Here is a 17,871-nt window from a genome sequence, read left to right on the forward strand (position 1 = left end):
CGCACTCACTCTAGTAGACCGAAAGTATATTCCTAGAACCAGCACACACTTTGTCTTAAGACATCGCTTGAATGATGTAATCAAAGTAAGGTGCTGCTTCGGCTGCGTCTTCCGCACTCAGTAAGCTAATAGAGGCTGTTTTGAGGGAATTAATCGCTTCTACCATTCCAGGCACGGGAACGCCCAATGAATTGTACATTTCCCGCACACCAATCAAACCGATTTTTTCGATTGGCTCTTTATCACCGGCAAGTACACCATAAGTAATTAGGCGTAAGTACCAGCCAAAATCACGGATACATAGAGAGCGTTGGCGTTCACCGTAAGCATTACCTCCAGGGGAGATAAAGTCAGGACGCTTCTGCCACAGTTGTTTAGTTGCTTCTTGAACTATCTTCTTTTCGTTTTCGGCTAAGGTAGCCGCAATCCGCGTCCGTTGTACGCCGGTTTGCAAAAAGTCTTTGATATTTTTAAGTTCGCCACTGCTGGGATAACGCAGTTCGTCGTCGGCTTTGAGAATAACTTGGCTAATTACAGTCATGATTATTGAAATCACCTGAAATATTATCTGTTAGTTTAGCGAGTTGGAGGTACACAAGTGAAGGGATAGGAGCTACTTATGTATTGAATTTATCTATTTCAGGAGAGTGGAGAGTGAAGAAAGGAATAGGTGACAGGTTACAGGGTATAGATTATTCCCTGTCACCTGTCACCTATTACCTCTCCTCTAATCCCAATGACCAATGACTAATGACTAATGACCAATGACAAAAATAATTTGGCAACAGGGTGAATTAATCGAAGTGACGATCGCTAACCTAAGTGATACAGGCGATGGTGTGGGACGTGCTGATGAGCGTGTAGTGTTTGTCCCAGATACTGTCCCAGGCGATCGCGCTATTGTCCGTTTAGTACACGTTAAACCAAAATACGCCCACGGTAAGCTGCAACAGCTATTGTCACCATCCCCCCACCGTGTTCGGCCCAGTTGTATTGTGGCGGATAAGTGCGGTGGTTGCCAGTGGCAGCATATTAATTATGATTACCAGCTAGTAGCCAAGCAAAATCAAGTTATTCAAGCTTTGGAGCGCATTGGTGGTTTTATCCAACCACCGGTAGATCCGGTACTTGCTGCCCCTTCTGCTTTCGGCTACCGTAATAAATCTACATATCCTCTCTCGCTATCGGCAACAGGACAAGTACAAGCTGGTTACTATCAAAAAGGTAGCCACCAATTAATTAATTTAAATCAATGTCCAGTCCAAGATGCGCGATTAAATCCCTTACTTGCCGAAGTTAAGCAGGATATTCAACAGCAAGGTTGGCAAATTTACGACGAACACCGCCACCAAGGAAAAATTCGCCATCTCGGTTTACGCATTGGCCGACACACAGGGGAAATGTTGCTGACTTTGGTGGTAAAGGACTGGAATTTATCAGGAATTGAAACTCAAGCCCAGGAATGGTTAAAGCGCTATCCGCACTTAGTGGGAGTGTCGCTCAATCGCAATGGCGATCGCACAAATGCTATCTTTGGATCAGAAACCCGTTGCATTGCTGGAGTCCCCCACCTGCATGAATATTTTGCTGGACTGGAATTTCAAGTACGCCCAGATACATTTTTCCAAGTGTATACAGAAACGGCAGAGGCACTATTGCAGGTAATTCAATCAGAACTCAATCTTCAAGGGCATGAGTTCCTAGTTGATGCCTACTGTGGTATTGGGACTTTAACTTTACCCCTTGCCAAAAAAGTACGTATTGCTACAGGATTAGAAGTGCAACCAGCAGCAGTAGAACAAGCAATTTTGAATGCCCACCGCAACGGAATTGATAATGTGACTTTCCTTGTCGGGGCAGTAGAGAAATTGCTTCCCCAAATGGGCACAATACCAGAAGTAGTAATACTCGATCCGCCACGTAAGGGGTGCGATCGTGCAGTCATAGATACTTTACGGCAATTGAAACCATCTCGGATCGTTTACGTCAGCTGTAAAGTAGCTACCCTCGCCCGCGACCTGAAATTGCTTTGTCAAGATGGGCAATATACCATCACACGGGTGCAACCTGCTGATTTTTTTCCTCAAACTGCTCATGTTGAAGCTGCCGCCTTTCTTGTGCTATCACATTGTTGACAAGGTTAGTAATTCCTTCAAAAAACTGAAATTTGAAATTTTTAGTGTAGTGCATACTAAAGATGCTAAAATTGAATTAAGCGAAAAATAAAAATCCATTTTGTTTAAATAAATTCAAGTAGCATAGGTTCTGAAAAACATGAAGAAGATTGTGTGAATTATAAATCGGCAACTAATTAGAGTATGCCAATACTCTCTAAAATTAACAGCATATTTTTAATTTGCTGAGTTCATTATCAAATTTATTCCAGCCGATATATACCGAAACAATCCCAATTCAGAACTATAGAGCCAATGCTCCCTAGCATTTTCAAAATTTAGTTTTAAAGACGCAAGTTTGAAGGCAGCATGACCACCTCAAGTTTTATCAGGGTGACTGTAATAGCAAACTGATGTCTAGCTAACTGAAAGCTATGGGGTTTCTCTTGTGATTACTATTTCACTCCGTCCAGTTGGACGTTATTGGGGCACTATTAGTTTTGCCTCAACCCTCTACCTTTGTCCCATCTTAGACTTATTGTTGGCAGAAATTCCAGCAAGATTACAAGCAGAACTGCGGCTAGGACTTCAAGAAGCCCTAGTAAACGCAGCTAAACATGGTAATAATCTCGATCCGAGTAAAACAGTTGTAGTTCGTTTTTCCGTAATCGATAATCAATATTGGTGGATAATATCAGACCAAGGTAGTGGCTTTACTCCTTCATCTACTAGTAATGAAGAACCAACAGACTATCTTCCACCAGATGAATCGGAAAATGGTCGTGGTTTATGTCTTCTGCATCAAATTTTTGATCGGGTAGAGTGGAACCGTAAAGGCACAGAATTAAGGCTTTGTAAACAAATGGAAAATCGCCGGGGATTATCTTTGCGGCGGTAGGGTAGTTAGGAGTTAGGAGTTAGGAGTTAATAATTTAAAACTTTTAACTCATCACTTATCACTCCTAATTTTACTCATCACTTCTAACTTTTTCCGTGAGTTGGACAGGGAGGGGCAGAAATGGAGCGATCTAACCAACCAATTGCCTGTTCTAATCTAGCTTGAGCTTCTTGTGGCTGATTCTTTAAAAGATACACAATCGCTGCTGCCACTTGTTCATTAGCGCGAGAATTGCGGTTAGACTTGAGGCGATGCCAATCGTTAGGGGAAATGCTTAGTCTTTCCATGAGGGCTTGAGCTAGTTCCAGAGTACTAAGTTCATTCAGTTGACTGGTTTTCGGCAGCTGGGTAGATTGGGACATAACTATTGGCACATTTGCATTTACTTCTACTTTACTACTTGTAAATGAAGCCGCCAAAACAATCACAGCCGTCAGCAGAAAATCCAGAACCAGATTTTGAACAAGAACTAGAGGAAGTAGAGCGATCGCTCCTATCCTTAAAAGAACGTTACGATCAAGTGCAACGCGATCGCCAACAACAGGCACAATGGCAACAGCGCCGGGATCAACTAAAGCATAATAAATCTCAAACACCAGAAATCAAAGCAGAGTTACGGCACATTCAACAGCAGTTGGAAATGCTAGAAGTGAACTTAGAAAGCCAGTTATTTTCTTGGCGTAGCCTCAAAAAACCTTTCTGGCAAGTCGTCCGCTTTGGTGGAATGGGCGTTATCATAGGCTGGATATTAAAGTCTTATGCTGGGTAAATATGGTAAATCGACGGATTGCAGAAATATTGCGAAGTGGCCAACCTGATGAGTCCCCCCCTCCAAGTGCAAGGCTGGGTGCGAACAAAGCGCGAGTCCAAAGGGTTTGCTTTTATTGAAGTCAATGACGGCTCATCACTAGCTAATTTGCAAGTCGTCATTAATCAGGATTTGCCAGATTACGAAGCTATATTAAAAAAACTGAATACGGGTGCTGCTGTTGAAGCCACAGGGTTACTAGTGGCTTCTCTTGGTAAAGGACAGCGAATTGAGTTGAAAGCTGAGTCCGTGAAAGTTTACGGAGAAGCCGATCCCGATACATATCCCCTGCAAAAGAAACGCCATTCCTTTGAGTTTCTGCGAACCATTGGACATTTGCGATCGCGTACCAATTCCTTTGGTGCAGTTTTTCGCGTCAGGAATGCTTGTTCGACAGCAATTCATCAATTCTTCCAAGAAAGGGGCTTTTTGTGGGTACACACACCCATAATCACTGCTAGCGATTGCGAAGGCGCGGGCGAACTTTTTAGCGTTACTAGTTTAGATTTAAAGAATATTCCCCGCACAGATAATCAAGCAGTAGATTACAGCCAAGACTTTTTTGCTAAACCCACATATTTAACAGTTAGCGGCCAGTTAGAAGCGGAAGTTATGGCGATGGCGTTTTCTAACGTCTATACCTTTGGCCCTACCTTCCGTGCAGAAAATTCCAACACCTCCCGCCACTTAGCAGAATTTTGGATGGTTGAGCCAGAAATGGCTTTTTGCGATTTAGAAGGCGATATGGATTTAGCTGAGGCGTTTCTCAAACACATTTTTAAATATGTATTGGAAACGTGCCCAGAAGATATGGAATTTTTCAATGAACGCATTGATAAATCTGTGTTGGCAACAGCCGAAAATATTATTAATAATCAGTTTGAACGGTTAACTTATACAGAAGCGATCGCACTTTTAGAAAAAGCTGATGTTAAATTTGAATATCCAGTAAGTTGGGGTTTAGATTTACAATCAGAACACGAACGCTACTTAGCTGAACAACAGTTTAAAAAGCCAGTAATTGTCACAGATTACCCAGCGCAAATCAAAGCCTTTTATATGCGCTTGAATGACGATGAAAAAACCGTTCGGGCAATGGATATTGTTGCACCCAAAATTGGCGAGATTGTCGGCGGTTCTCAACGGGAAGAACGTTTAGAAGTTTTAGAACGCCGTGTGTTAGCGCAGGGGTTAAAGCCAGAAGACTTGTGGTGGTATCTTGATTTGCGTCGTTATGGTACTGTCCCTCACGCTGGTTTTGGGTTGGGTTTTGAAAGACTCGTGCAATTTATAACAGGTATGGGAAATATTCGTGATGTGATTCCGTTCCCGCGTACACCACAAAGTGCTGAGTTTTAGTTTGATTAAATAAGGGGATTAAAAATCGCGTCTACAAAAACCAAGTCCGTCTGCGCTCAATACGGTTCGGTTAAACCAAGAGACGCGATAAATCGCCGTCAAGACGAAGGATTGATTATTGTAGAGACGCCGATTTATCGCGTCTTTGTGATTTATAATTTTAATCAAAAAGCCCTCATCAACCGTATTGCGTCTGCACTGACTCATAAAAACTCCAAAACCCGCATTCGCGGGTTTTGCTTGTATAGGCACGTATTTTCTAAAGCGATTAATTAAAATTAAGGATTTTGAATCTCCTGTTGTAAAACTTGAACTTGCTCAATAGATAATTCAGTAACTTGAGCAATTTGTTCTAAACTCATGCCAATTCGCAACAAATTTAAAGCCAATTTTCTTGTTGTTTCTGCTTTACCTTTAGCTTCACCTTTGGCTTCGCCTTCTTCTAGGATTTCTTGATAAATGACTGATTCGCGCATAATCTCACTCCTGAAAATCTTCTTAATTACATCTTTCTTTAATACTAGACCTGCTAGAATGCCACTGGCAGCAGCTATATTTCTCTGTAGCTGGCGATCGCTAATTGCTTCAACTGCTTTGGCTACTTGCGTTAATACCATTGTAGGATCGTTTGTCTGACTTAGCACAGCAAAGAGTAATAGACCTGGAATGCTCATAAACCTGTCTGTCGGTTGTTCCCACAGGCGTATTACCTCAAACTGATGGTAAGTGTTGTTTAATCTAAAACTGTTTTCACTGACTAATTCTGAACTAGTTTTTCTCAAATAGATTACTATTTGACGCATTTCTTTGTTAGGAAAGCGGCGATAAACCCTAACTCGATAATCTAACATCCGAAAGGGAATATCTTCATCAGGGTTGGTTTGAAACTCAGCGTGTAGAACTAAATTATCAGATTGTAATAAGATTAATGAGTCAGCGCGGATTGGTTCGCTTGATAATTCAGTAGGGCTAAGTTCTGTTAATTTAATCTGCGAACCTAGTAACCAAGTTGCTAAATCATCTTTGAAGTTTTCAGCAATGAATTTACAGATATTGTCATACATGGCAGCCTGAAAGTAATGGTATCAGGTATTGTCGATAAAAATTAAGTTTGTTGCTGTTAGATTTTATTTCTTGCATCAACCCAATTTAATCTTACTACATCGCTCTTTTAAACACCATCTAATTGCCAAGGACTTCTTGTCTACGCCGCTCCTGTTCCTGCTCCTGAACTGCTTGGCGTACTTCCAAATATTTTTTTAAGGCTGCACTAGATTCACCCGCTATTACTAATCTCAATTCACGAGCTTCATCGCCATCTCCTAAAAGAGAAATCAATTCTCTTCTTTGTGTTTTTTCAAGTGTAAAAAACCATTTGATAAAAGCTTTTAAAATTTCTTTTTGTGAACCAGACACCTCATCATGGGCAAGAACACAAGAAGGACAAACGTTAACTTTATAACTTGTATACCAGTCTTGTACCCTCTGTATAAAAGGAACTCCGCTCCCAAGTATAGACCTTGTTGGAGAGCATTCTTGACTCGATACATCTTGATTGGCAATACAGTCTAAAATAGAAGTTTTATTAGAACTACCAAATACCGCTGCTAAAGATGCAACAACAACAGAACCAGGATATCCAGGCAGTATTTCTCCTGTTGACTCAAGCCAAGGATATTTAGTCAAAACTAAGGAGTAATGATATCTATAAGAAATGCAATTTCTGATTGCTAGTTCTTGGTTATAGGAATTTTTAATATATTCATTAATAATATATGTATTATTAAATCCCATTCGCTTGTAATAGTTAAAAGAAGGCATATCTTCTTGGCAGCTTTTTGCCACCTGAGTTAGTCTGTTTATATTTATTTGTGCATCACTTCTCATTGGTGTTAACAACAAAGCCGAGCTAGTTATCACCAAAGTGATTAAACTTCTAACTGTGAAATTTCTCATTGATTTCCCTCTCTTATTACTTGTTCTAATTCATCGGAAGCTTTAGGTGTGGGATATGTAGATTCCCAAGGATTAGGAATATTAGTCCCATCATTATTTGTATTTACTGTATTCTCTGGTCGTTCTGTTATAACTTGTTGCTTAGGTGGTAATTGCCGTTGATTTGAGATTGTTACAGTTGTTTTTGGTTGCTGCTTAGTTTGCAAGTAAACTTGTTTAGCTTTTTCAAGGCTAATTTTTGTCTGTTGCTGTTTATAATCTTGTTGCTTTTTTTGTGTTACTAAAGCATCTTGACGTTCCCTTTCCCTTATATCAGGATTTAATTGCTCTCTTTTTTCCCTCATCTCTCTTCTTTCCCTTATCACAGCTTCTAACTGTTCTCTTTCTCTCCTAACAGCAGCCTCTTTTTTAATAGCTGCTTGTCTCTCTTGCTCTGCTTTTAAAGCAGCCTTAATTTTTTGCTTTTCTACCTCTTCTATTTGAGCTTGTTCGGTTTCTAGTTTGTCAGATATAGGCAAAGTTAGAGGGCTTATTGTGGGTTGAGGTTGAGCATTTGTTGGGGTTTCATAAACTTTGGTAATTGGTGAGGGAACTGAACTAGGAATAGCCACTGGGACATTTTCTTCAGGAGAAACAGAAACCGGATTTTTACTGTTTGGTAGGTTAAGGGCAGCAGTAAAAACAGCAAAACATCCTACTCCTAAGCCGATAAAAACTTGCCAAAATTTTTTGCTTGTCTGAGTTTGCTTAGAAGAAGCATTGACTGATTTAGCTCCACCGACTGATACAGTAGCTACAGAACTAGATGACGCAGCAGATTTAGACCCATTGTTTGATTGAATTGTCGTTTGTTGCCACAGTATTTTAGGCATTTGTAACGCTTTTTCAATTTCGTTCAACTTCTGCAAAATCACTTGCGTATTTTGAGGACGATGATTTGCAGTAGGAGCCATCAAATGGTCGATAAAATCTGCCAAAAGTGGAGAAAGATTGAGTGCAGATTTTCGCCAGTGCAACTCGTTACTCAGAGGGTCATAAATTTCTTTATCCTGGGGTTCTTTACCTGTGAGCAGAAAAATAAAAGTCCGTCCCAATGCAAAAAAGTCTGACTGCTGTACTGAATAACCGTTTTGTTGCTCTGGCGGTGAATAGCCTTGTGAAAAAATTCTGGTATGGGAATTTCCCGCCACAATGGTTGTCGTGACTTGTCGAACTGCACCAAAATCAATTAAGACAAGCTGCCCACTTGGTCGCAGCATGATATTCTGAGGTTTAATATCACGGTGAAAATATTTATGAGCGTGTACTAAAGCGAGAATTTCTACAAGTTGTTTAAGCCAATTGAGAGCTTGAGCTTCAGAAAGACGTTGATAATTACGAAATTCCATCCACTGCTCTAAATTTACGCCTTCAATTTTCTCCATTGCTAAACAGTGCAATGGTACAGAGCTATTTTTAGGTAAAACAGTAAAATAACCATCTGGTTCTACCTTGGGAATACCCCCACTGTTTAGCTGACTCAAAACCTTTGCTTCCTGCTGAAACAGTTCAATGGCTTTGGGGTTATTCTCAGTCAGCACTTTTAAAACTTTAGTTTTCCCACACTCGTCAACTTCAAAAGTATTACCAAAGCCACCTTGTCCTAGTTGTTTGAGTACCCGATAGCGACCTTGCAACAGTATTTCTGACCCACAGTTACGGCAAATAAGGTTATTTGCATTCACTGGGGTCAACAGGTTTTGGACAATGGGGATTTATGCAATAGGTCATTACACAGAAGTAAATATCCTAAAGAATCGATTTTTATTCACATCTAAGGTTCTATTAATAGAGTTCCCTAAAACTTTGACAAAGTAGCATATAGTTTTTAGAATGTACCTGCAATAAATTTCTCGTTATCGTAGGACAGTCGTCTTGCATAGCCTACAAGTAATACAAAAGTTAGTATTGGATATGTAAATTAATGCTAATGTTACTTCTCAACATTGGAAATGAGCGATATGCCATAGCAAGCCGACAGGTTGTAGAAGTAATACCATTTGTTTTACTCAAAACTTTGCCCCACCAGCCTGAGCATATCGCTGGTGTTTTTAACTATCGGGGACGCATTGTACCAGTAATCGATTTATGCCAGTTGATGCGTGGTAAACCTTCCAGTGAGTACCTGAGTACTAGAATTGTATTAGTCAATTATTGGGGGAGTAATAATACAGAACTTCAGGCTCCCCATATTTTGGGTTTGATGACAGAACAAGTTGTAGAAACATTACACCAGTCTGAGTCTGAATTTGTTGATCCCAATATCCAGATAGATACAGCGCCATATTTGGGCAAAATGATTGTAGATGACCAAGGGATGATTCAGTGTCTTCGCATTGAGTACTTGTTGTCAGAAGCACAGCAAGTCAATCTCTTGCCAGAAAGTCATCACAATACTAGATTTTAGATTGGTCTGAAGACTCTATAAATGGCACAATCTGTTATTGAAGCTTTACTAAAAAGCAAGATTGGTTTGGATGCAAATTCTATTGGTGCTGATGCGATCGCTAGTGCAATTTATCAACGTATGGCAGATTGCAGCATCACGGATATTGCTCACTATCTGGGGAAGTTACAGGTATCTACCCAGGAATGGGAAGCACTGATTGACAGTGTAATTGTTCCAGAAACTTGGTTTTTTCGAGAACCAGAGTCTTTTGCATTTCTGAAGCATTACGTATTATCTGAATGGTTGCCAAAAAATCCCCAAAGTGTACTGCGGGTTTTGAGTGTACCCTGTGCAACGGGTGAAGAACCATATTCCATTGCGATCGCTCTTTTGGAAGCAGGATTAAATTCAACAAACATTCACATCGATGCTGTAGATATTAGCAAACAATGCCTACTAAAAGCTCAACGAGCAATCTACCATCAATACTCGTTTCGCGGCAATAGCCAATCGTTTCAAGAGCGCTATTTTCAGGCAACTGAGGCAGGATATCGCCTGTGCGAACGGGTAAGATGTATGGTAAATTTTCTGAACAGTAACTTAGTAGATACTGATTTTTTATTGGGTACGCCGCCCTATGATATTGTCTTTTGCCGTAACCTGCTGATTTACTTTGATAGTGCCACCAAAATACATACTATTAGAGTTCTAAAAAGGTTGGTAAACCCGCAAGGTTTGCTATTTGTTGGACATGCTGAAGCTTGGTTACTATCGAAAACTGAATTTGTTTCAGTTCGTCAAGATTCAGTAGTTACTCATCGAAAGTCCCCAACGTGCGAGAATATTCGCAAAAATCATTGTCCCAATCTTCGGAAACAAGACTTTACAAGCAAAAATATCGATGTTCTCAACAAGCGACAACTACCGAACAAAAACCATTCCAAGTTTGCCGCACAAGCGAGATTGAATCTTCCTTCTCAAAACCTTATATTACCAAAAGACCTGAAGGAAAATTTGTTAGAAACAGCCAGAAACTTAGCTAATCAAGGTCAGTTGAATGAGGCTGCTAAATTATGCAACGACTATCTGAACCAAAATCAGGTCAGTATTGAAGCGTATCTTCTACTTGGTCAGGTACAGCAAGCAATGTCACAAAATGAGCAGGCGGAACAATCTTTTCAAAAAGCGATCTACCTGCAACCTACTCATGAAGAGGCACTTATTCATTTGGCATTACTCAAAGAACATCAAGGAAATACTGCTAGCGCAAATATCCTTTGGCAGCGAATTCACCGACTAAAGAAGAAGTGAAATCAGAATATTGCTTAATAATTTGTTTCAAAATTGAATATGTAAACTGTTAATCTCGTTTCCGATCTGGGAACTCTAGGAATTGCAAGTGTTTCAAAAGACTTTTGACATCATGTTCAAAAATCTTTACGTAAGAATTCAGCATTCAGGAGTCAGAAGCCAGAATTTTTCAGGAATCTAGAATAATTGGTATATTTATTCATCAAATGTTCTTTCGATCCTTTAACTATTCAGTCCTTCCAAATTCAGAAGGACTGAATTCTTACATCTTTACGACAAATGAATCACTCATAAAGGCGTATATCTGTATGAGCCTACCCATATAACTCCAATACTTGTCTGGTTTTAGGGAAAAGGGGAAGGTGGAGTCCATCTAATTTAAAAAGCTGGCTACTGCATTTTCTCTAATATACCTATTTGGAAAAATTCAAATCTAAAAATTATATGCAACAAGGAATCAGAATTAATCAATTTGTCATGGGTGGATTTGGAATTATTGTAATATTAACAGGCATTGCTAGTTTTGTCGCCAAATCAGCCAACGATTCTCTAGCTAATTCCGCTACTTTAATAACGCACACCTATTCAGTTAAATTGGATTTAAAAGAACTTGAAAAAATCTTGGTTGATGCTGAAACTGGACAAAGAGGATTTGTTATTACAAACAAACCACAATACTTAGAACCTTATGAAATTGCTAAAAATAATCTAAAAGATAAATTCAAAGATTTAAGACAGAAGATTTTAGATAATCCAACACAAGTCCAGAACTTAGATAAGTTTGAGGAATTATCCCAACAAAAGATGAGTGAGCTAGAAACAACAATTTCTCTGAAAAAAGCTGGTAAAGAGCAAGAACTAGTAGCTCTGATTCTTTCAGATAAAGGTAAAAATATTATGGATGCAATCAGACAAAAGCTTAATGAGATGCTGCAAACCGAAGAGCAGCTTTTAGATGAGAGGCAAAAGCAAGCAAGTCAATTTCAGGCATTTGCAAACTCCGTTAATTTAGCTACTTTCTTCTGTATTATGATTGTTGCATTTATTGTATCAGTGATTATTGTCCGCATTCTCAGTCTTTCCTTGAGTCGCTCTTTGCAGTCAGCATTTAGTCTAGCAGAGCAGGTTTCTGCCGGTGATTTGACAACCCAGGTTGAAGTTACCTCAGATGATGAAATTGGCAAGTTAATGGCTGCATTGAAAAACATGATTGCTAACCTCAATACCCTCGTGCGTCAGGTGCAGAATTCAGGGATTCAGGTAACTACTTCGGCTACTCAAATAGCGGCTTCGGGTAAACAATTAGAAGCGACAATTTCTGAACAAGTAGCCTCTACGAATGAGGTAACTGCTACTGCTAAAGAAATTGCTGCAACTTCCAGGGAACTGCTAAATACTATGGAACAAGTTGCGACTACCTCACAAATCACGACGACGGCCGCTAGCACTAGCCAAAAAGATTTGGTTCGCATGGAAGCCACTATGCGGCAGTTGGTAGAAGCTACCAATGCCATTGCTGCTCGACTGGGAGTAATTAGCGAAAAGGCAAATAACATTAACAACATTGTTGTCACAATTACGAAAGTGGCAGATCAGACAAATCTGCTGTCGTTAAATGCAGCGATCGAAGCTGAAAAAGCTGGAGAATATGGTTTGGGTTTTGCGGTTGTTGCTAGAGAAATCCGCCGACTGGCAGATCAAACTGCTGTTGCTACTCTCGACATTGAACAGATGGTAAAACAGATGCAATCGTCAGTCTCTACAGGTGTGATGGAGATGGACAAATTTGCTGCTGAAGTTGGACGAAGTGTAGAAGATGTTGCCAGCATTAGTTCTCAAGTTGGGCAAATTATCCAGCAAGTGCAAGACATGGCCCCTCACTTTGAGTCTGTGAACCAAGGTATGGAAATCCAGTCGGTGGGAGCGCAACAAATTAGTGATGCGATGGTGCAGTTGAGTAGCACTTCAGTGCAAACAGCCGATTCTCTACGAGAAATTAATCATGCCATAGCTCAACTCAATCAAGTGGCTCTTGGATTACGTCAAGAGATTGCCCGCTTTCAGGTGAAAACAGAATATTCTACTTTAACTCCTCAGCAATCAATCTAATCAACAATTAAGGAAAGATAAGATGTTTACTAATTGGAAAATCAAAGACCTAACTTTGCTTGGTTTTTCTATTCCAACAGTTTTAATGATTGGTTTTAGTGTCATGGTGTATACAACTTCTAATCAAATATCACTGACATTTAGACAAGTAGGTATTTCACAAACTGCTCTCACTGGGAAAAGTCGGATGTATATCGATCTGATCAATATGGATCGCAGAATTCGCAGATATGCACTTGACTCTCAAATAAATAAGGATGCTTTAGAACTATATAACAAAGATGAACGTGACTTTCAAGAGGCATTCGAGTTAGTAAATAAAACTATAGAGAACCTCAAACAAAAAGAAAGACTAAAAAATATGTACCAATTTTATATTGATTACAATAAACTTAAAGATGATTTTGTTAACGAACCGCAAGCCATAATAGATAAAAATAATGTCATTTAACAAGCTTTCTTACAAAAAACTAAGACGATTCTTGAGGAATTTGAAAAAATCAGTAATGAATTTGAAGTGAATGAAAATCAAATTATGGAACAAAGTATAAGCTCAACTAAATATGCTTTGTTCTTTCTGAGTTCATTAACTGTAATTGCATCACTATTATCATTAGCAATTGGGTTGTCCGCTACTTTTTTCATTGCCCAAGTTTTGGGTAAAAAAATTGGGAAAGCTGTAGAAGTAGCAAACAAAATTTCTGTTGGTGATTTAACACAAACAGTTATTGAAGATACGACTAATACTAAAGATGAGATTGGTCAACTTCTCAAAGCCTTTCAAAATATGATCCAGAGCTTGAATAAACTGATCCGTCAAGTACAACACTCTGGCATACAAGTAACTTCTTCAGCAACTCAAATAGCAGCATCAGGCAAACAATTGGAAGCTACAATTACTGAGCAATTAGCTTCTACTAATGAAGTTACAGCAGCTGCTAAGGAAATTTTTGTGACTTCTAAAGAACTGGTGAAAACGATGGAAGAAGTGGCAGGAATGTCACAAGCCACAACTAGAGCAGCTAGTGATAGTCAAAAAGATTTACTACGGATGGAAGCTACCATGCGCCAACTAGTAGAAGCCACCAATTCTATAGCTGTCAGACTTGGGGTAATTAGTGAAAAAGCTAACAATATTAACAATATTGTTGTCACAATTACGAAAGTGGCAGACCAAACTAATTTGTTGTCTTTAAATGCTGCGATTGAAGCGGAAAAAGCTGGAGAATATGGCTTGGGTTTTGCTGTAGTAGCTAGAGAAATTCGCCGACTAGCAGACCAAACTGCCGTCGCTACCTTAGATATTGAGCAGATGGTAAAGCAGATGCAATCCTCCGTTTCTACAGGCGTGATGGAAATGGATAAGTTTGCTGCGGAAGTTGGACGGAGTGTAGAAGACGTTGCCAATATTAGTACTCAAGTTGGTCAAATTATCGACCAAGTACAATATTTAGCACCACGTTTTGAAGCAGTAAATCAAGGTACAGAAATCCAGTCGGTGGGAGCGCAACAAATTAGTGATGCGATGGTGCAGTTGAGTAGCACATCAGTGCAAACAGCCGATTCTCTACGAGAAATTAATCATGCCATAGCTCAACTCAATCAAGTGGCTCTTGGATTACGTCAAGAGATTGCCCGCTTTCAAGTGAAAACAGAATATTCCGATTTAACTCGTCAGCAATAAATCTAATCAACAATTAAGGAAATATTTCAAGACTTTTACATCATCAGTAAAATCTAGTATCTGAACTAAACTGCCTACTTAATAATTTGTTTAAAAATAAAAATACAAACTGTTCATCTTGTTTGTGATTTGGGAATTCTAAGAGACGAATACATTTTCCAGCAGCAGAGGAACAGTAGGATATTCAATGTTCAAGAACATCACCTTGCAAACACGGTTGATCGGTTCATTTTTATTCATAGGACTGATTGTATTCGTAATGGCCTTGGTGGCATGGTTTGTTACCAACGAGTTAAATCAGTCAATTAACTCACTAACCTTGAATGACATCCCCAGCTTGTCTGGGGTATGGAAGATTAAGGAAGGACAGATACAAATTCAATCCGCACAACGATTATTATTTAATCCTGAAATTACTGTTAGTGAAAGAGAGAGTGCGATCGCTGAAATCCAGAACGCTTGGAAACAGATTAACGAAGGTATTGCACAGTACGACGCAACTCCATCCACTGAAGAAGAATTAAAAGAGTATAACTTACTTAAAGAAAACTTGGGAGACTGGGAAAAAGTCCATAAAAAATTATTAGAAGTTGAACAAAAAATAAATCAAGATGGAATTAAGAACCCTTGGAAAAAACAGCTTGAATTAATTCTTCAAGGACAACCAGAAACTATTCCAGCTAATATTCAAAAGAGGTTGGAGTTACGCAATAAAATTGATTCTGAGATAAAAAAGCAGGAAGAAGCATTATTTAAAACAACTATACAACAAGCAAACAAAGTTGTAAAATTCAATGAAAATTTTATATCAGATACACAAAAAGAAGTCGAACAGAATGTGGGTCGCAGTATTTTCTGGATTTCTGTAGGAATTGCCATTGGCCCCATAACTGCGATTACTCTTGGGTTTGTAATCGCTCGACAAATTACTTCTCAGATTTTTAGTGTTATTAGAGTTGCAGAGCAAATTTCTCTGGGAAACTTAACAACTAAAATTGCAGCTGACTCGAACAACAAAGATGAAATGAATAGACTCTTAACAGCTTTCCAAACCATGACTCAGAATCTGAACACTCTGATTCGTCAGGTACAGCATTCAGGCATACAGGTTACTTCTTCAGCTACTCAAATAGCAGCTTCAGGTAAACAATTAGAAGGGACGCTGGTTGAGCAAGTAGCTTCTACTAATGAGGTAGCTGCCGCTACCAAACAAATTTCTGCCACCTCTAGAGAATTAGTAAGTGCAATGGAACAAGTTGCAACCATTTCCCAAATCACAACGACAGCAGCCAATGATAGCCAAAAAGATATAGTGCGGATGGAAACCACTATGCGGCAGTTAGCAGAAGCCACTAATGCGATCGCTGCTCGATTGGGAGTAATTAGCGAAAAGGCAAATAGCATTAATACTATCGTCGTCACAATTACCAAGGTGGCAGACCCAAACGAATCTGCTGTCATTAAATGCGGCGATCGAAGCCGAAAAAGCTGGAGAGTATGGCTTGGGCTTTGCTGTGGTTGCTAGAGAAATTCGGCGACTAGCAGATCAAACCGCCGTTGCTACCCTCGATATTGAGCAGATGGTGAAGCAGATGCAATCGTCAGTCTCTACAGGTGTGATGGAGATGGACAAGTTTGCCGCAGAAGTTGGGCGAAATATAGAAGATGTTGCCAGTATTAGTACACAGGTTGGGCAAATTATCCAGCAAGTGCAAGACCTGAATCCGCGATTTGAGTTTGTTAACCAGGGTATGGAAACCCAATCAGTGGGAGCGCAACAAATTAGTGAGACGATGGTGCAGTTGAGCAGTACTTCAGTGCAAAGTACGGATTCTTTGCGAGAAATTAATCATGCCATAGCCCAACTTAACCAGGTGGCGCAGGGATTGCGTCAAGAGATTGCCCGCTTTCAGGTGGAAGCAGAAGACGTTATACCCCTGCACCAATTCTCTTGAGCAGCCCTTATGAACCCCGCTACACCATTAAATATTGAACGTTGTTGGAATTTTATCGGTATTGAGGGCGATCGCTCCTGTCCGCAATTAGCCACTTATACCCATTGCCGCAATTGCCCCGTTTACTCTACTGCTGGACGCTATTTGCTAGAGCGCTCCATACCTGAAGATTATCGCCATCAGTGGACTGAGTTACTGGCTAAATCTAGAACTGATGAAAATTCCCAGATATCCCATACTTTAGCCACCACTCAAATCACGGTTGTGATTTTTCGTCTGCAACGGGAATGGCTGGCGCTTTCTGCCCAAATCTTCAAAGAAATTTCTCCTGCGAGTGTGGTTCATACCATACCGCATCGCAGCAATCAAATCTTGCGGGGATTGGTAAGTATCCGAGGCGAATTACTATTGTGTATTTCTTTGAGCGATCTATTGAATCTGGAAACTGCCGATACAGCAGTACAAACCCTCAGTCCAGTGGTGTATTCGCGCATGGTGGTGTTGGAAAAGACAGATAAAACTTGGGTGTTTGGTGTCGATGAACTTTATGGAGTACACCGATTTCACCGGGATGAGTTACAAGATCCGCCCAAGAGTCTGACTCAAACTTATACTAAAGGATTATTTCACTGGCAACCTAGCGTGTCACCAATGGAGCGATCTGCCTCTGGCGGCAGCGCTTCGCTAACGCACAGTGTCAGTTATTTAGATGATGAATTGTTATTCACCACCTTAGCTAGGAAGGTGCTGTAATCAAAGACCTCTTGCAAAAGTGCTTTTTGCACTCTTGTGGGAAAAGGGAAAAGGTTAAAGGGGAAAGGGAAAATACCAAACCTTTCCCCCTTTCCCCTTCCCCTTTTCCCGACTTCTGCAAGAAGTCTAAAGACCTAATCCCCCAACCCCTTCCCTTGTAGGGAAGCTACGGTGTACACACAAGTCTTTTAAAGTTGCTGCGGAACGTAGGGTGGGTTAATTTTTGTAGGTCGATGCAACAAAGGTGCGAGTCGATACAACAAACGTGCAGGGCGATGCAACAAAGGTGCGAGTCGATACAACAAACGTGTGGGGCGATGCAACAAAGGTGCGAGTCAATACAACAAACGTGCAGGGCGATGCATCAAAGGTGCAAGTCGATACAACAAACGTGCAGGGCGATGCATCAAAGGTGCAGATCGAGAGACTTGTGTGTACACCGTAGCCTCGTAGGAGATGGGTTGGGGGAAAGGTTCTTCCAAGATTAATGAATCGG

16 protein-coding genes and 2 pseudogenes are annotated in these 17,871 nt (G+C 40.1%); 12 read left to right on the plus strand and 6 right to left on the minus strand.

The window, feature by feature from the left end; genetic code table 11:
* Positions 1 to 55: 55 nt before the first annotated feature.
* Positions 56 to 541 carry an allophycocyanin gene (locus NSTCB13_RS22590; RefSeq protein ID WP_445630682.1) on the minus strand — a complete coding sequence of 162 codons (486 nt, stop codon included), beginning with the start codon at positions 539 to 541 and terminating at the stop codon, positions 56 to 58.
* Between the two features lie 223 nt (positions 542 to 764).
* On the opposite strand from NSTCB13_RS22590, the gene rlmD reads away from it, so the two are divergent.
* Positions 765 to 2,135 carry a 23S rRNA (uracil(1939)-C(5))-methyltransferase RlmD gene (gene rlmD / locus NSTCB13_RS22595; RefSeq protein WP_445630681.1) on the plus strand — a complete coding sequence of 457 codons (1,371 nt, stop codon included), beginning with the start codon at positions 765 to 767 and terminating at the stop codon, positions 2,133 to 2,135.
* Between the two features lie 427 nt (positions 2,136 to 2,562).
* Positions 2,563 to 3,012 carry an ATP-binding protein gene (locus NSTCB13_RS22600; RefSeq protein WP_322669713.1) on the plus strand — a complete coding sequence of 150 codons (450 nt, stop codon included), beginning with the start codon at positions 2,563 to 2,565 and terminating at the stop codon, positions 3,010 to 3,012.
* 83 nt (positions 3,013 to 3,095) lie between these two features.
* Here the strand turns inward: NSTCB13_RS22600 and NSTCB13_RS22605 are convergent, their stop codons facing one another.
* Entirely contained in the window at positions 3,096 to 3,374 is a 279-nt protein-coding gene (locus NSTCB13_RS22605; protein WP_094328229.1) for a DUF6439 family protein, read from the minus strand.
* A gap of 44 nt (positions 3,375 to 3,418) precedes the next feature.
* Between NSTCB13_RS22605 and NSTCB13_RS22610 the strand changes: the two genes are divergently transcribed.
* Complete coding sequence (locus tag NSTCB13_RS22610; protein ID WP_190729982.1) at positions 3,419 to 3,781, plus strand: hypothetical protein; 363 nt, start codon at positions 3,419 to 3,421, stop codon at positions 3,779 to 3,781.
* Between the two features lie 2 nt (positions 3,782 to 3,783).
* A pseudogene (gene asnS, locus NSTCB13_RS22615) lies at positions 3,784 to 5,179 on the plus strand (asparagine--tRNA ligase).
* Between the two features lie 278 nt (positions 5,180 to 5,457).
* Here asnS and NSTCB13_RS22620 read toward each other — a convergent pair.
* The 3 genes from NSTCB13_RS22620 to NSTCB13_RS22630 form a co-directional block, all read right to left on the minus strand.
* Entirely contained in the window at positions 5,458 to 6,243 is a 786-nt protein-coding gene (locus NSTCB13_RS22620; protein WP_448273862.1) for an Rpn family recombination-promoting nuclease/putative transposase, read from the minus strand.
* Between the two features lie 118 nt (positions 6,244 to 6,361).
* A complete protein-coding gene (locus tag NSTCB13_RS22625; protein WP_448273863.1) occupies positions 6,362 to 7,135 on the minus strand; it encodes a hypothetical protein in 774 nt (257 codons plus the stop codon).
* A complete protein-coding gene (locus tag NSTCB13_RS22630) occupies positions 7,132 to 8,859 on the minus strand; it encodes a serine/threonine protein kinase (RefSeq protein WP_448273865.1) in 1,728 nt (575 codons plus the stop codon). The genes NSTCB13_RS22625 and NSTCB13_RS22630 overlap by 4 nt, the downstream gene beginning before the upstream one ends.
* 239 nt (positions 8,860 to 9,098) lie before the next feature.
* Between NSTCB13_RS22630 and NSTCB13_RS22635 the strand changes: the two genes are divergently transcribed.
* From NSTCB13_RS22635 to NSTCB13_RS22670, 8 genes and pseudogenes are all read left to right on the plus strand, one after another.
* On the plus strand, positions 9,099 to 9,581 hold the full coding sequence (locus NSTCB13_RS22635; RefSeq protein ID WP_448273866.1) for a chemotaxis protein CheW: 483 nt from the start codon (positions 9,099 to 9,101) through the stop codon (positions 9,579 to 9,581).
* Between the two features lie 21 nt (positions 9,582 to 9,602).
* The gene (locus tag NSTCB13_RS22640; RefSeq protein WP_448273868.1) at positions 9,603 to 10,874 is read left to right on the plus strand and encodes a CheR family methyltransferase; all 1,272 of its coding nucleotides are present in this window, start codon (positions 9,603 to 9,605) and stop codon (positions 10,872 to 10,874) included.
* Between the two features lie 444 nt (positions 10,875 to 11,318).
* Positions 11,319 to 12,983 carry a methyl-accepting chemotaxis protein gene (locus NSTCB13_RS22645; protein WP_445630674.1) on the plus strand — a complete coding sequence of 555 codons (1,665 nt, stop codon included), beginning with the start codon at positions 11,319 to 11,321 and terminating at the stop codon, positions 12,981 to 12,983.
* 22 nt (positions 12,984 to 13,005) lie between these two features.
* Positions 13,006 to 13,434 (plus strand): CHASE3 domain-containing protein, encoded by a 429-nt coding sequence (locus NSTCB13_RS22650; RefSeq protein WP_448273870.1) that lies wholly within the window; start codon positions 13,006 to 13,008, stop codon positions 13,432 to 13,434.
* Positions 13,435 to 13,563: 129 nt separating this feature from the next.
* Positions 13,564 to 14,667: pseudogene (locus NSTCB13_RS22655) on the plus strand (methyl-accepting chemotaxis protein); the annotation flags it as partial.
* Positions 14,668 to 14,854: 187 nt separating this feature from the next.
* A complete protein-coding gene (locus NSTCB13_RS22660; RefSeq protein ID WP_448273872.1) occupies positions 14,855 to 16,192 on the plus strand; it encodes a HAMP domain-containing methyl-accepting chemotaxis protein in 1,338 nt (445 codons plus the stop codon).
* On the plus strand, positions 16,140 to 16,622 hold the full coding sequence (locus NSTCB13_RS22665) for a methyl-accepting chemotaxis protein (protein ID WP_448274208.1): 483 nt from the start codon (positions 16,140 to 16,142) through the stop codon (positions 16,620 to 16,622). The genes NSTCB13_RS22660 and NSTCB13_RS22665 overlap by 53 nt, the downstream gene beginning before the upstream one ends.
* A gap of 9 nt (positions 16,623 to 16,631) precedes the next feature.
* The gene (locus NSTCB13_RS22670) at positions 16,632 to 17,375 is read left to right on the plus strand and encodes a chemotaxis protein CheW (protein ID WP_448267866.1); all 744 of its coding nucleotides are present in this window, start codon (positions 16,632 to 16,634) and stop codon (positions 17,373 to 17,375) included.
* Positions 17,376 to 17,710: 335 nt separating this feature from the next.
* Here the strand turns inward: NSTCB13_RS22670 and NSTCB13_RS22675 are convergent, their stop codons facing one another.
* Positions 17,711 to 17,857 (minus strand): hypothetical protein, encoded by a 147-nt coding sequence (locus NSTCB13_RS22675; RefSeq protein WP_448273873.1) that lies wholly within the window; start codon positions 17,855 to 17,857, stop codon positions 17,711 to 17,713.
* Positions 17,858 to 17,871 lie beyond the last annotated feature (14 nt).

This window comes from Nostoc sp. DSM 114160 (assembly GCF_053470305.1).